General features: G+C 72.2%; 11 protein-coding genes and 2 pseudogenes. 1 reads left to right on the forward strand and 12 read right to left on the reverse strand.

Going from position 1 to position 14326, the window contains the following annotated elements; translation table 11 throughout:
- Positions 1 to 41: 41 nt before the first annotated feature.
- Positions 42 to 2489: a SpoIIE family protein phosphatase gene (locus ACFYTE_RS15795; RefSeq protein WP_388709875.1), complete on the forward strand. Its 2448-nt coding sequence runs from the start codon at positions 42 to 44 to the stop codon at positions 2487 to 2489.
- Positions 2490 to 2545: 56 nt separating this feature from the next.
- Here the strand turns inward: ACFYTE_RS15795 and ACFYTE_RS15800 are convergent, their stop codons facing one another.
- The 12 genes and pseudogenes from ACFYTE_RS15800 to ACFYTE_RS15855 all read right to left on the reverse strand — a co-directional run bounded on the left by ACFYTE_RS15800 (position 2546) and on the right by ACFYTE_RS15855 (position 14326).
- Positions 2546 to 3952 (reverse strand): peptide MFS transporter, encoded by a 1407-nt coding sequence (locus ACFYTE_RS15800; RefSeq protein ID WP_388709877.1) that lies wholly within the window; start codon positions 3950 to 3952, stop codon positions 2546 to 2548.
- Between the two features lie 557 nt (positions 3953 to 4509).
- Positions 4510 to 5259, reverse strand: coding sequence for a thiamine pyrophosphate-dependent enzyme (locus tag ACFYTE_RS15805; protein WP_388710165.1), 750 nt, complete (start codon positions 5257 to 5259; stop codon positions 4510 to 4512).
- Positions 5254 to 5592 (reverse strand): annotated as a pseudogene (locus ACFYTE_RS15810) (acetolactate synthase large subunit); the annotation flags it as partial. The pseudogene ACFYTE_RS15810 and the gene ACFYTE_RS15805, both read right to left, overlap by 6 nt.
- A gap of 301 nt (positions 5593 to 5893) precedes the next feature.
- A pseudogene (locus ACFYTE_RS15815) lies at positions 5894 to 6229 on the reverse strand (thiamine pyrophosphate-binding protein); the annotation flags it as partial.
- 168 nt (positions 6230 to 6397) lie between these two features.
- Positions 6398 to 7288, reverse strand: a complete 891-nt coding sequence (locus ACFYTE_RS15820; RefSeq protein ID WP_388709879.1) for a LysR family transcriptional regulator — start codon at positions 7286 to 7288, stop codon at positions 6398 to 6400.
- A gap of 93 nt (positions 7289 to 7381) precedes the next feature.
- A complete protein-coding gene (locus ACFYTE_RS15825; RefSeq protein WP_388709881.1) occupies positions 7382 to 8206 on the reverse strand; it encodes an inositol monophosphatase family protein in 825 nt (274 codons plus the stop codon).
- A 2-nt stretch (positions 8207 to 8208) separates the two neighbouring features.
- Positions 8209 to 9429: an alpha-D-ribose 1-methylphosphonate 5-triphosphate diphosphatase gene (locus tag ACFYTE_RS15830; RefSeq protein ID WP_388709883.1), complete on the reverse strand. Its 1221-nt coding sequence runs from the start codon at positions 9427 to 9429 to the stop codon at positions 8209 to 8211.
- Positions 9426 to 10238, reverse strand: a complete 813-nt coding sequence (locus ACFYTE_RS15835) for an ATP-binding cassette domain-containing protein (protein ID WP_388709885.1) — start codon at positions 10236 to 10238, stop codon at positions 9426 to 9428. Before ACFYTE_RS15835 ends, ACFYTE_RS15830 begins: the two co-directional genes overlap by 4 nt.
- 5 nt (positions 10239 to 10243) lie before the next feature.
- On the reverse strand, positions 10244 to 11104 hold the full coding sequence (locus ACFYTE_RS15840; protein ID WP_388709887.1) for an ATP-binding cassette domain-containing protein: 861 nt from the start codon (positions 11102 to 11104) through the stop codon (positions 10244 to 10246).
- A complete protein-coding gene (locus tag ACFYTE_RS15845) occupies positions 11101 to 12072 on the reverse strand; it encodes an alpha-D-ribose 1-methylphosphonate 5-phosphate C-P-lyase PhnJ (protein WP_388709889.1) in 972 nt (323 codons plus the stop codon). The genes ACFYTE_RS15840 and ACFYTE_RS15845 overlap by 4 nt, the downstream gene beginning before the upstream one ends.
- Positions 12069 to 13250 carry a carbon-phosphorus lyase complex subunit PhnI gene (locus tag ACFYTE_RS15850; protein ID WP_388709891.1) on the reverse strand — a complete coding sequence of 394 codons (1182 nt, stop codon included), beginning with the start codon at positions 13248 to 13250 and terminating at the stop codon, positions 12069 to 12071. The genes ACFYTE_RS15845 and ACFYTE_RS15850 overlap by 4 nt, the downstream gene beginning before the upstream one ends.
- Positions 13247 to 14326, reverse strand: a complete 1080-nt coding sequence (locus ACFYTE_RS15855; protein WP_388709893.1) for a carbon-phosphorus lyase complex subunit PhnI — start codon at positions 14324 to 14326, stop codon at positions 13247 to 13249. Before ACFYTE_RS15855 ends, ACFYTE_RS15850 begins: the two co-directional genes overlap by 4 nt.

The following is a 14326-nucleotide window of genomic DNA, read 5'->3' on the forward strand; positions in this document are numbered from 1 at the left end:
ATCCGGGAACACCGGGAACATCGGTCAGACAGTGGACCCCCATGCACAAGGAATCTGCGGAGCCCTTCCGGCAGGGCGACGGTGTCGGAGTGGCGAGGATGTCAGGCGAACTCACTGCCTGGGGGCCTGGCGGACGCCGGTTGCTGGGTCTCGACCCCGAGGAGACGGTGGGGCGCTCTTTCTTCGACCTGTTCTCCGAACCCGCGCCGTCGGCGCTCCGCCGGTGCTGGGCGGGGCGCGAGACCTGGAGCGGGGTGGTTCTTCTCCGGCATCGTGAGGGCCATGTGAAGCGGGCGGGCATCCGACTGCGGCCGTTGTCGGACGGTGCGGGCGACACCGTCTGGCTCATCGACACCACGGGGGCCACAACGGGTGGCGACAGGGCAGGTGAACTCGCGCTCCTCAAGCAGTGGGCCATCGACCAGATGCCCCTGCCCGTGACGCTCTGCGACCGCGGCCTCGTCCGTATCGCCGTCAACCCGGCCGTGGCCACCGGGCTGGGCAGAGCCGAACAGGAACTCGTCGGATTCCGCCTGGGAGAGGACGCGCGCGGGCCGCTGCCACCGCCGCTGAAGGCAGTCGCCGAAGCCGCCGAGCAGGTCCTGCGCACGGGTGAGCCGATTGCCTTCGAGCCCCGGGTCAAGACGCCGCGTGACGCCGCTCCGCGCGCCTGGCTCAGCTGGGTGTATCCGGTCAGGGATCCCGAGGGGCAGGTCCAAGCCGTGGCCCTGGCCGCCGCCGACAGCACGGCGCAGTACCAGGCGCGCCTGCGGCTGAATGTCCTGAACGAGGCGAGCGAACGGGTCGGCACCACGCTCGACCTCGCCCGCACCGCCGATGAACTGGCCCAGGTCGCCACCGAGCACTTCGCCGACTTCGTCACCGTCGACATCCTGGACGGTGTGCTCCGCGGAGAGGAGGGCGGCGGCGTCGATCCGGGCGAGACGGTGGCGTTCCGGAGAGTCGCGCAACGCTCTGTCCTGCCCGGTTGCCCGGAGTCCGGGGTCAAGCCCGGTCAGCTGCACACTCCCGAGGTCAGCGCGTCGATCGCCCGTGCGCTGAAGGCCGTCCGGCCCGTGCTGGGCCGACCGGACGACCTCGACGCCGGCGGACGGTTGCCGGCCACCATCGCCCGGTCCATGGCCCTGGAGCACGGAATCCATTCCATTGTGGCGGCGCCGCTGCACGCCCGCGGTGTCATGCTCGGTCTGGCCACCTTCTTCCGGCACAGCGCTCCGAATCCTTTCAACGACGAGGACCTGCGGCTCGCAGGGGAACTGTCCAGTCGTGCCGCGGTGTACATCGACAATGCCCGTCGCTACACCCGCGAGCGTCTGACGTCTTTGGCCCTGCAGCGCACTCTGCTGCCCGAGCGGGTCCCCTTGCGGTCGGCCGCGGCCGTGGACATCGCCTCCCGCTATCTGCCTGCCACCGCGGCGATCGGCGTCGGAGGCGACTGGTTCGATGTGATTCCCCTGTCGGGCGCGAGGGTGGCCTTGGTGGTGGGCGACGTCGTGGGCCACGGCATCCACGCCTCGGCGACCATGGGACGGCTGTGCACGGCGGTGCGCACGCTCGCCGACGCCGACGTGACCCCCGACGAACTCCTGACCCAGCTCGACGACCTCGTGCTGCGCCTTGACGAACAGGCCGCCGCGAAGGGGAGCGCGGTGCCGGGGACAGAGCTGGCGGAGGTCGGCGCGACCTGTCTGTACGCGGTCTACGACCCCGTATCGGGTCGCTGCGCGATGGCCCGTGCGGGTCACCCCTTGCCGGTGCTCGTGACGCCCGACGGCTCCGTGCGGTTTCTGGAGCCGCCGGCCGGGCCGCCACTGGGTGTGGGCGGGCTGCCGTTCGAAGTCGCGGAGTTCGACACCCCGGAAGGCAGCGTGCTCGCCTTCTACACCGATGGCCTGGTGGGGGATGCCCGGGGGGAGCCCGAGGCCGAACTGGGTATGTTCCGCGAGGCGCTCGCCGTCCCCGGGCGTGAGCTGGAGTCGGCATGCGATGCACTGCTGAGCCACGTGCCGGCCGGGCGCCGCTCCGATGACGCGGCGCTCCTGCTCGTACGGACCAAGGCCCTCACCGACGACCAGGTCGCCGTCTGGCAGCTGACCCAAGACCCCTCCGGCGTAGCCGAGGCCCGCCGGTCAGCGATGGATGTGCTCGCCGCCTGGAACCTGCGGGACCAGCAGTTCGTCACCGAACTGGTCATCAGCGAGCTGGTCACCAATGCCCTCCGTTACGGGAAACCGCCCGTTCAACTGCGTTTGATCCGCGACACGGTGCTCATCTGCGAGGTGAGTGACACCAGCAGCACCGCCCCGCACCTCCGCCGGGCCCGCACGTTCGACGAGGGCGGCCGTGGCCTGCTCATCGTGGCGCAGCTGACCCGGCGCTGGGGAAGTCGCCAGACCCCCACCGGCAAGACCATCTGGGCCGAGATCCCCATCGTGCCGTCGACGCCGCCGCTGCTTCACAAGATCTGACCTGGGCGGTTTCCGCGCTCCGCAGGGCCGCCGAGTCGACTGGGCCGCCGGTCTGCTCAGCGCTCAAGCCCCGCTTTCAGCAGGCGTTCCACCGGTCCTCGCGCGGCGAGCAGTGCGAGGCCGAGCACGATGCCGCACACCGCGGTGAGGGTGAAGTAGGAGGCGTTGTCGATCGCGGTGAACAGTTGGCCGAGCAGGCCCGCCAGGGACGAGCCGAGGGCGAGTGTGAGGAAGTTCAGGCCCACCATCTGGGACGTGAACTTCTCGGGGCCGATCCGTGTGGCCAGGGACAGTCCGATCGGCCCGACGAAGACCTCGGAGGAACCGGCCGCCATCATGAACAGGAGAATGAGCACCAGCGGGATCCGGGCGTGACCGGTGGCCTCGGAGATGACGAGCAGGAACAGATAGGCGCAGCCGATCTGGGTCAGTCCGATGGCGACCTTGGTCACCGGACCCGGCTGACGCTCGCCCAAGGTGTTCCACATCCGGGCGACGAGCGGGATGACGAGGACGAGCGCGAGCGGGCTGACGGTCGTGATCCAGGCGACCGGGAACCTCCAGCCGCCGACGTGCAGGTCGATGCGTTCGGTGATGAGGATGGATATCGCGGTGAACTTCTGAAACAGGAAGCCGAAGTAGACCCCGGATGCCAGGAAGAGGGGAAGATAGCCGAGGATGCGTCGGCGCTCGTCGCCGCTGACGGCCGACGAGGTGGTCATGGTGAGGAAGTAGCCGGCCGCGGCCACCAGCGCGGCGACGGTCACCACGGTGGACAGGTTCTCCGCCCGCAGCGCCCCGGTGGCGACGGCCGCGCCCACGGCGGCGAGGAAGGCGACGCCCGCCATGACGACGAGCGGACGGCGGCCCGCGGGCAGGGGGTTGTTGACGGTCCGGGCGCGTTCGGGCAGATGCTTCATCGAGGAGACGTACTGGACGAGCGCGGCGCCCATGCCGACCGCCGCCAGCGCGAACCCGTAGTGGAAGCCGAGTTCGCTCTGGGCCAGGCCGGTGGTGAGCGGGCCGGCCACCGCACCGATGTTGATGGCCATGTAGAAGTAGGAGAAGCCGGCGTCCCGGTGGCGTCCCTCCGGGTTCTGGTCCAGCACGAACCCGACGATCGAGGTGATGTTCGTCTTCAGCGCACCGGTGCCGGCAACGATGCACAGCAGTCCGGCGCCGAGGCCGACAAGGCCGGGGGCGAAGGCGAGCACGAGGTGTCCGGCCGTGATGACGACGGCACCGTAGAGCACCATGTGCTGCGGGCTGACGAGCCGGTCGCCCAGCCAGGCACCGAGAATCTGGCACAGATACACGGTGCCGCCATAGGCGCCGACGATGCCCGCCGCGACGGACGGGTCCATGGCCAGGCCGCCGTCGGCCAGTGCGTAGAGCAGGTAGAACGAGAGGATGCCCTGAAGGCCGTAGAAGGAGTAGCGCTCCCACATCTCGGTGAGGGCCATGCTCCACAGACCGCGCCCGAAGGGACGCCCGGGTGCCCCCGTCGTTGTCCCGCGTGTGTCGCGGAGACCTGCCGCGGTCGTCTGGTGCTGTGTCTTTCTCACTCGCTGAGTCCTTCCCGATCGAGAGAGTGCCGGCCGCGGGTGGAGCGGCCGGCACGGATGTTCTGCGAGACCGCGCGCGACACCGATGCCGCGGGTACGGCGACCGCCGGGTACGGCAGCGTCGGGTACGGCGGCCGTCGGCGGCGGCCCGGTGACGGTCCGCCCTGGTGACTCGGGGCGGTGCGCCTGCCTGACCGGTCAGCCGGTGACGTCGGTCTGGTGTGCGGTCGACGGCTGCCGGCGCGCGGGCCACGTCCTCGTCGGTGTGCGCCGCCGAGATGTACCACGGCCGGCTCTCCCTGGTGTGGCTGCCGCCGCGGATCAGGCTCTGCGCCGGATCGCGCCGGGGCTCGCCCCGGCCGGCTGGCACATCGGCGTGGCCGCGCACCGGGTCGGCGGGATGACCCGCCGTGCCCGGTCGAGGTGTGCCCCCGAGCGGGCGAAGGTTCTCTCGGTCATCGACACGTTCGTTCGGCCAGCTCGCTCAGTACGAGGTCGCCGTCCCAGGCGGAGATCGGCGGATAGGCGTCCGGGTCGGTGATCACATCGAGCACCGTGGCCACCGGGGAGGCCAGCGCGGCGCGCAGGGTCGCGGCCAGCTCGGCGGCCGACTCCACGCGAACGCCGCGCGCCCCACACGCCGCGGCAATGGCCGCGTGATCGACCGGTGCGAAGTCGATGGCGTCGGTGTGCGTGGCGAACTGGTGCAGCTCGGAGTGCTTCTGGTAGCCGAGGATCGCGTTGTTCAGCACCACGACGGTGATCGGCAGACCCATGCGGACGGCCGTCTCGATCTCGGCCCAGCAGTGCCCGAACCCACCGTCACCGACGAGCGCGACCACGGGGCGGTCCGGGTGTGCGGCCTTCGCGCCCAGCGCCATGGGCACGCCCCAGCCCAGTCCCGCAAGGCCGCGGGGCGCCAGGAACCGCTGACCGGCACGCCGGGCGCGCAGACCGTTGCTCATCCATACGGAGCTGTAGCTCGCGTCGGCCACCACGATGGTGTCCGCGGTCAGCTGGGCGTCGAGTTCGCGCATGATTCGCTCGGGCCGGATCGGGGAGGACTGAGATCCGGCCAGCGGCAGGATCTGGGCCTGGTGCGCGCGCCGTGCCTCCTCGATCCGGGCGGCGACCTGCTCGCGGGCGGCCGTGCGGACGTCCAGCGAGCGGGCGCTCAGCTCGTCGAGCAGCGCCCGCAGGGTCATCTTGGCGTCGCCGACCAGCCGCAGCGCCTCGTAGGTGCGCCCCACTTCGACCGGGTCCACGTCTAGGTGGACATAGGTCGCCGACGGCGGGAACAGCCGCCAGCCGTCCGTGGCGTTCTCGTTGGTCCTCGTGCCCACGAACAGGATCAGGTCGGCGTCCGCCACCAGCGGGCGTGCGTGCCGGGTCGCCCCGTTGACACCCATGGCGTAGCCGATCACGCCGACGGACAAGGGGTGGGTCTCGTCGACCGAGCCCTTGCCCATCGCGGTCGTGGCCACGGGCAGTGAGGCGAGCTGCTGGAGTTCGGCCAGTTCGGGCGCGGCCCCGCCCGTGCACCCCGCCCCCGGCGACCACCAGCGGTCGCCGCGCCGTCGCGAGCAGTTCGGCCACCTGTTTGATCTGCTCCGGGCCGGGAGCGTACCGGTCCAGCGGGAACCGGCCGTACCGGGCTCGCCGGGTGGAGGCGGCCGGAACGGGCTCGGCGAGGACGTCCTTGGGCACCAGCAGCACGACCGGACCGGGACGGCCGGAGGCCGCTTCCGTCATCGCCGCGTCGACATAGTCGTCGACCCTGGCCGGGTCGTCGAGCCGGTGGATCGCCTTGGCGCAGGCACTGAACAGCTTGACGTGATCGAGTTCCTGGAAGGCGTTGCGGTCGCGGGCCGGCCTCGGTACCTCCTGCACGATGGCGAGCACCGGCACCGACGCCTTGAACGCCTCCGACAGGGGCGGCACCAGCAGGGTCGCGGCGGGGCCGTTCTGGGCCGCCACCACGCCGACCCGGCCGGTCACCCGGGCATAGCCGTCGGCCATGGCACCGCCGGCGTTCTCGGTGCGGTAGACGACCTGCCGTATCGACTGCTCCGGCGTCGCCAAGAAGAACAGCGAAGGCAGGCTCTGTCCGAACACGTCACGGACCCCGTGGCGTCGCAACGCCGCCGCCAGATTTTCGGCGACCGTATGTCCCATCGTCACTCCTCCATCGAGCTTCGTCTGCGGTGCCGGAGAGTTCAGCACGGGCCGAAGCGAGGGGTCCAATAGAGGTTTTCACGCCGGCGATAAGCGTTCGTTATCGGCGTTCTCGACGGCTGCGCACAGGTGTGGGTGACCGTTACGGCCGCACACTCGGCAGGGGGCTCACGACGTCATCCCAGGTGTTTCTTGGCACAGCTCGATGAACCGGTCCACCGGCGCCTGTGCGGCGTTCGGCCGCCATGCCACCACCAGCGTGCTGGTCGGGACCGGCTCGGTGAACCGTCGCACACACACCCCGGGCGGACAGAGCTTTCGCGCCCGGTGCTCGTCCAGGACGGCGATGCCGACGCGGCGGGTCACCTCACGCAGGATGTGCTCGGCATCGGGCTGCTCAAGGACCACCCGCTGGGGTCGCTCGCCCCAGATCTGCCGCCGGATGTCGTCGTGGTAGCCCGGTCCCTGCGCTCTGGGCCAGTGCACCAGCGGCAACTCGACCACATCGTCGGGCGAGACGTGCTCCCGGGCCGCCAGCGGATGGTCGTCGGGCATCGCCACGACCAGTTCCTCGGTCGCGACGACCAGTGACTCCACGGCCCGGTGGCGCACCGTCGACCGCACGAAGGCGACGTCCACCTCGTCCGCCTCAAGCAGTTCCAGGTTCCGGCTCGTCCACGCGGTGGACAGCGACAGCCGAACCGTGGGATGGCGCAGCCGGAAACGTTCCACGAGATCGTGCATCGTCAGATCGGCACCGGAGCGGGTGTAGGCAACCCGCAGCACCCCGCCGGGCTGCTCCGCCGCCGCCCGCACCCGCTCGACACACAGCCTGGCCTCGGCGAGCACCCGCTCGCCCTGCTCCCGCAGCACCTCACCGGCCGTGGTGAGCGTGATCGCCTTGGTACCCCGGCGGATCAGAGGTGTGCCGAGTTCCTGCTCCAGAACCTTGATCTGCTGGGACAGGCCCGGCTGCGAAATGTGCAACTCCTCGGCCGCCCGGCCGAAATGGAGCACACGGGCGAGTACCAGGAAGTACTCAAGTCGCCGCAGTTCCACATCGGGAATCCTACCGGGGCTCCGGACAGGTGTGCTGCCGTCGCGCCCCGTTCCCGGCCTCCCGGACTCCGGTGTCCGGGGCGCGACGGCCGCTCAGTGCGCGGACGTCGCCGCGTCGGCTGCGTGGGCCAGCACGTCGGCCAGTTCGGCGGCCAGCTCGGGGGTGGCGGCGACGACACCGGACCAGCGGCGGGTCAGATCGGTGTCGAAGACGAGCGGGCGTCCACGGACGTCGAGCACCGCTCCCCCGGCGCGCGGCACCATGACGGCCGCCGCGGCGAGGTCGACCAGGCGGTGGGTGTCGGAGCAGGCGTCGGCGAAGGCGTCGATGGCGCCCTCGGCGACCAGGGCCGCTTCCAGGCAGGTGGTGGACAGGATGCGGACCCGGGCGGCGCGGGAGGCGGCGGCCCACCAGGCGGCGGCCGGACCGGGCCTGCCGGTGTGCGGGCGCAGCAGGGACAGCGCGGCGCCGGACAGTGCCGTGCGTCCCGAGGTGCGGTACGCCACCGGCCGGTCGCGGTGGGCCGACCAGCTTCGGCCGGTGTCGAGCCAGACCGTGTGTGCCTCGGTGAACTCCCCGTCGACGGCGACGGCGGCGGCGAACGCGGTGAGCGGGACACCGGCGGCGCCGTTGGCCGAGCCGTCGAGCGGGTCGATGACCAGGGACACCGCGCTGCCGTTGTCGATCCAGCCGCTCTCCTCGGACAGCACGTTGACCCGGTGGGGGCGCAGTGCGTCGATCACGGCGTCCTCGACGAGCCGGTCGATGTACATGGTGGGGGTGCCGTCGGCGCCGGTGGCCACGGGCTCGGCCAGTGTGGTCCGGTCGTACGCGGCCCGTGCGTCCCGGTAGGTGTCGAGTGCGGCCCGGGCGGCGGCGAGGAGCGCCGGGTGGGTGCCGGGGTCGGTCGTGGTCATGGTCACCGTCCTGTGGTCTGCAGCAGTCGGGCCGTGAACAGCGGGGCGTTGTCGCCGTCGCGGGTTTCCTCGGCGAGCAGGGACATCCGTACGGTGGGCCGGCCGCCGTCGGCGGTGACGACGACCAGGTCGGCGCGCAGCCCGGGGACGAGGGCGCCGCGGTCGGCGAGTCCCGCGGTGCGCGCGGCGCCCGAGGTGATGAGCGCCACGGCGGTGTGCAGCGGAACCACCCCGCGCTCGGCCAGTTTCAGGGCGGCGGCCAGCAGTGTGGTGGGCATGTAGTCGCTGGACAGGTTGTCCACCAGTCCTTCGGTGATCAGTGCCTCGGCACCGACGTTGCCGCTGTGCGAGCCGCCGCGCAGCACGTTGGGCGCACCGGCGACCACCGGCATCCCGGCGTCCTGTGCGGTGCGGGCCGCCTCGCGGGTGGTGGGGAACTCGGCGACGGCGGCACCCGCCGCCCGTACCCGGGCGATTTCTTCGGCGCTCTCCACATCGTGGGCGAGCAGCCGGATCCGCCCAGCGCGCGCCTCCTGGCCGAGGTGGGCGAGGGTGCGGGCGCGCTGTGGGAAGCCGTCCGTGCGCTCCTCGATGCGCTCGCGTATGAACCGGTCGGCGTCCTCGGCGGACACATTCTCCTGCTGCTGGACGATCGCCCGGTACGCCTCCAGGTTCCGGTACTGGCCCTGGCCGGGTGTGTGGTCCTCGTAGGAGACCAGCGGCGGCACATCGGTGTGCGGCTGCGCCGCGAGGACGCCCTTGAGGGCGGCCAGCGCGTCGGCGTCGCGGGCGTCGAGGCGGTGCAGCACCCGGTGGTCGACCAGGCCGACGCCGTCCGCGGCGCGTTCCCGTACGGCGGCGGTGAGCGCCATCGAGCGCTCGATGGTGCGGTCCTTTTCGAGCCTGGTCTGGTAGCTGACCGCGTGGTGCATCGTGGTGACACCGGCGGCGCGGACCCGTCCCTCGAAGCTCCGTACGGCGAAGCCCGCCTCGAACTCCACGGTGGGACGGGGGCGTTGTTCCTTCTCCAGCGCGTCGCTGTGGGTGTCGATGATGCCCGGCAGGAGCAGGGCGCCGCCGAGGTCGAGGGCGCCGCCCGGGACCGCGCCCGGGGTGATGGGAGCGGCCTCGGCGATCTTGCCGTCCTCCACCACCACGAGGGCGTCGTCGAGGGTGCGGTCCGGGAGTACGGCGCGGGCGTGGGCGAACACGTAGCGGCTCATCGGGCCACCTCCAGCGGCAGGTTCGGGTCGTGCAGGATGTCGCCCGGGGCGCCGGTGGCCAGCACCCGGCCGCCGCCGAGCACCACCACGCGGGTGGCGAGGGATTCGATGGCGTCGAGGTCGTGGAAGACGGACAGCACGGCGGTGCCGGTCTCCTCCAGGCGGGCGATCAGCTCCAGGACCGCGGCGCGGTTGGCCGGGTCGAGGGCGGAGACGGGCTCGTCGAGCAGCAGCAGCCGGGGCGGGGCGATGGTGCCGGCGGCGATGTTGACGCGCTGCTTCTGCCCGCCGGACAGGACGGTGGCGTGCATGTCCCACAGCTGTTCGGCGATGGCGACCTGGCGCAGCGCGGCGGCGGCGGCTTCCTCGGCGGCGGCCCGGTCCATGCCACGTGCGACGCCGGCCGAGGCGACGATGGACAGGACGGAGCGGCGCGGCTGGGGCCGCAGGAACTGGGAGACGTACCCGATCTCCTGGCCGCGCAGGTCGGCGGCGTCGGCGTCCGGCAGGCCGGCCACGTCGAGGAGTTCACCGTGTGCGGTACGGAACCAGATGTGGCCCGAGCCGGGCAGATAGGTGCGGTAGACGCAGCGCAGCAGGGTGGACTTGCCGGCGCCGGAGGTGCCGGCAAGGGCGACGTGCTCACCGGGCCTGACATCGAGGTCGACGCCGTGCAGGGCGTCGACGGTGCGGCCGTCGATGGTGTGCAGGGTGAAGTCCTTGCGCAGTGCGCGCACGGACAGGACGGTGTCGCCGGGCACGTCCGCGGGGGCGGTGGGCCGGGCGGGGGTCATGACGGGGGTTGTCATCGTGGTCATCCTCGGGCCGCCGCGACGAGTTGCTGGCTGTAGGGGTGCTGGGGGTCTTCCAGAAGCTGGTCGGTGAGGCCGGCCTCGACCACCCGTCCGTGCTTCATGACGAGGACCCGGCGGGTGAGCATGTCGATGACGCCGAAGTCGTGGGAGACGACGACGGCGGCCACCCCGGTCTCCTCCAGCAGCCCGCGCAGCAGATCCAGCACGCCCGCCGCGACCGAGGCGTCGAGCCCCGTGGTCGGCTCGTCCAGGAGCAGTACCGGCGGGTCGTTGGCGAGGGCCTTGGCGATCTGCACACGCTGGCGCATGCCGCCGGAGAAGGTGCGCACCAGGTCGTCCATGCGGCTGAGCGGGACCTCGACCCGGTCCAGGAGTTCGGCGGCGCGCCGCCGGATGTCGCCGAAGCTGCGCCGGCCGACCGCGGTCAGCGGGTCGGCGATGTTACCGCCCGCGGACACCTCCAGGTTCAGGCCCGCGGCCGGGTCCTGGTAGACGGCCGCGATGTCCTTCAGGCGGAGCCGGCGCCGGGCCGACGGTTCGAGGTCGCACAGATCGACGGTGCCGTCGGCGACGGAGCGCAGGGCGATGGCGCCGGTGGTGGCGGCCTCGTCGCCGGCGATGCAGCGCATCACGGTGGACTTGCCGGAGCCGGACTCGCCGATGATGCCGAGGGCTTCACCGGGTGCCACGTCGAAGGAGACGTCCCAGGCCGCCACGACCGCGCCGGTCGCGGGTGAGACGGCGGTGCCGTGCTCAGGCCCGGTGCCGGTCAGTGAGGCGGGTGACGGGTCTCCGTAGATGCGGCCGAGGCCGGTCACCTTCAGGGCCCAGGGACGGGTCTTGGGGGTGTACGTGCTCATGCGGTTGCTTCCTGTTCTCGGGTGCTGCGCCGCAGTACCGCGCGGGCGAGTTCGGCCGGCCGCCCGGCGACGTCGGCGGGGGCGTCACCGGTGCGGCGCCGGGTGCAGAAGTCGGTCTCCGAGCACACCCAGGCGCTGAATGTGCCGTCCTCGCCCGGTTCCTGGATGAGGTAGGTGTCGTCGGAGCCGCACAGCCGGCAGGCGGCACCGGGGGTGTACTCGACCTCGAAGGGCCGGTCGTCGAACGTGAGGGGCTCGACCCGGGTGTGCGGGGGGATCGCGAACAGCCGCTTCTCCCGGCCCGCCGACAGGACGGTGATCGCCTCGGAGTGGTCCATCTTGGGCACGTCCCAGCGCGGGATCGGGCTCGGCGTCATCACATACCGGCCCCCGACGAGTACGGGGTAGCCGGCCGCCGCCGTGATCAGCCCGTTGTGGACGATGTCCTCGTAGAGCCGGACCCACATCTTGGCGTAGTCCGCCTCGGCGTGCATGCGGCGCTGCTCGTCCATCTCACGGACGATGCCGGACAGCGGCTCGGGGTTGGGCACCTGGAGGACCAGTATCTGTTCGTCGGTGAGGGGCTGTTCGGGGATGCGGTGCCGGGACTGGATGATGTCGGCGGCGCGGGTGTCGGTCTCCTCCACGCAGCCCGTGTGCTCGGTGATCAGCCGACGCAGATTGGAGGCGTTGACGCCGGCGTCCTCCCCCTGGTCGATGACCTTCAGCCGGGAGTCCTCGCCGACCAGGGCGAGGGTGGCCTGGAGGCCGCCCGAGCCCCAGCCGCGGGCGACGGGCATCTCCCGTGAGCCGTAGGGGACTTGGTAGCCGGGGACGGCGATGCCGCTGAGCATGGCGCGGCGCAGTTCGCGCTTGGACAGCTCGTCGAAGACGCCGGGACGGGGGCCGGGTCCGGCGAGGGCTCCGGTGCGGGAGGCACCGGTACGGGTCAGGGGCAGGGTGGTCATGCGGTGTCTCCGGAGGAATGGGCGTCCTGGCGGGCGGCCTCGGCGCGTTCCAGCACCGAGCGGTACTCCACGTGGTGCGGCAGCTTCAGGTGGTGCAGGTAGCCGGTGGAGTCCAGGCCGTCCAGGGTGAGCAGGACATCGTGGTGGAGGGCGGTGGCGTCGGCGTCGTCGTAGTGGACCATCAGCATGTCGAGACCGGCCATGGCGATGGCCTTGCGCTCGTTGTGGCCGAAGCAGATGCCGTAGCCGACGTTGAGGTGGTCGGGCAGTTCACCGGCCCGGGGCAGGTTGAAGAAGGACTCGACCTCGCTGACCCGTACGTCGGCGACCGCGACCGGGCGACCGGTGTGCGGGTGTGTCACGCGGACCGGCAACGTGCCGTGGCGCAGTTCGCCGGGGACCTCGTGATCGGGGGCCCAGTCGTTGACGTACCACAGGTGCAGCAGCGAGCCGGTGTCGGCGCGCGCCATGGTCTGCAGCCACGCGGACCGCGGGGCGCCGGGCCGGGCCGGGCGCCGGGTGATGTCGTAGGGATCGGGGTCGTCGGGGTTCTCGGGGAGCGGGGCAGCCAAGCCCATCTCGCGGAAGGTGGCGAGGACGTGGCCGGGGGAGCGCTCGGCGGCGGCCGGGCCGGGGTGGTCGGGGCCGGGATCCCGCCCGGGGCCGGGGTCCGGGGCATGGTGGTGCGCGTGGTCGTGTGGGTGATCGTGCGTGTGCCGGTGGTGGCCGTGGTGGGTGGGCCCGGCGTCGGCCGGAGCGGGGGACTCGCCCGCGAGGCGGGCCCGGCCCTCGTCCTCGGGGAGCAGGTCGAGCAGGCGGCCGGCGTAGTCCAGGGTGCGGCCGAGGACCTGGCCGCCGGGCGGGTTGCGGAAGGCGGAGCTGATCCGGCGCACCACCCGCAGTTCGGAGGTGTGCACCGGTTCGGACATCGCGAGGCGGGGCAGCGCGGCACGGTGGGCACGCAGCAGGTGTGCGGCCTGAACGGGGTCGCCCTCGGCCTGGCGCACGGCGCGGGCCGCCAGCTCGGGAGCCCATAGGCCGCCCTCGCCCATCGCCCGGTCCACGGCGAGGTCCAGGCGCTCGGTGAGCTGGTCCAGCTCCAGCCACGCCGGGTCTTCGGAGCCGGATACGAAGGGGGGTGCGGATGCGGAGGGGGGTGCGGATGCGGTGGTGTTCACGGGCGCTTCCCTTCGGCTGCCGCCCGTACCGCGCGGATCCGGTCGATGGTCGAGCGGAAGTCGACGTAGTGCGGGAGTTTGAGGTGTTCGAGGTAGCCGGACGCCTCGGGGCCGTCCAGGGCGGTCAGCACGTTCTGCTCCAGTCGGTCGGTGGCCCCGTCGCGGTGCACCAGCAGGTCCAGGCCCGCCATGGCGAGCGCCTTGGCCTCGTTGTCGCCGAGGCACAGTCCGTAGCCGATGTCGAACCGGCTGCCGTCCGGGCGGGGCCGGTCGGTGGAACGGACCGTGCGTGCCTCGGTCACCCGGACGCCCGCGACCGTCACCGGGGAACCGGTGAAGGGGTGCTCGACGCGCAGCGGCAGGTGGCCGCGGCGCAGTTCGAGGGGGATCTCCGGCTGGTCGTTGTGCGGGGCGCGGGTGACGGTGTACCAGAGATGGGTCAGCGAGCCGGTCTCGGCGCGGGCCATCGAGGTCAGCCGGGCCGAGCGAGGGGCGCCGGGGCGGGCGGGTGCCCGGGTGATGTCGAAGGGGTCGGGGTCGGTGGGGTCACGGCGGTCCGCCAGCAGCCCGGCGGGCGGCAGCGCGGCGGGGCGCAGCGTCGGGTCCGGTGCGGTGACGGGTGCCCCGGCGGTGGCGGGCCTGCGCGGTGGCGGCGCCGTGGCGCGGGCCGTGTCCTCGTCGGTGAGGTCGAGGATCCGGGGCGTGTAGTCGTCGGTGGCGCCGAGGACCTGGCCGCCCGGCGGATTGCGGTGGGCCGGGGCGATCCGGCGCACCGGGCGCAGCGCGGCGGCGGGGACGGGCGAGCCATAGGCCAGCCGGGGCAGGGTCGAGCGATGGGCGCGCAGCAGCTGCGCCGCCTCCAGCAGGTCGCCGCGTGACTGCCGGATCGCGCGTGCCGCGCGTTCCGGAGCCCACAGTCCCGCCTCGCCCATCACCCGGTCCACGGCCAGTCCCAGCCGTGCGGTGATCTGGTCCAGCTCCAGCCATCGACTGGATCCGCCGAACCGGTCCCGGCGGATGAGCCGCTCGGCGGCGGCGATGGCCTCCTGGCCGCCGCGTACTCCGGCGTAGCCCAT

The organism is Streptomyces sp. NPDC004629, assembly GCF_042873595.1.
Taxonomy (GTDB): Bacteria; Actinomycetota; Actinomycetes; order Streptomycetales; family Streptomycetaceae; genus Streptomyces.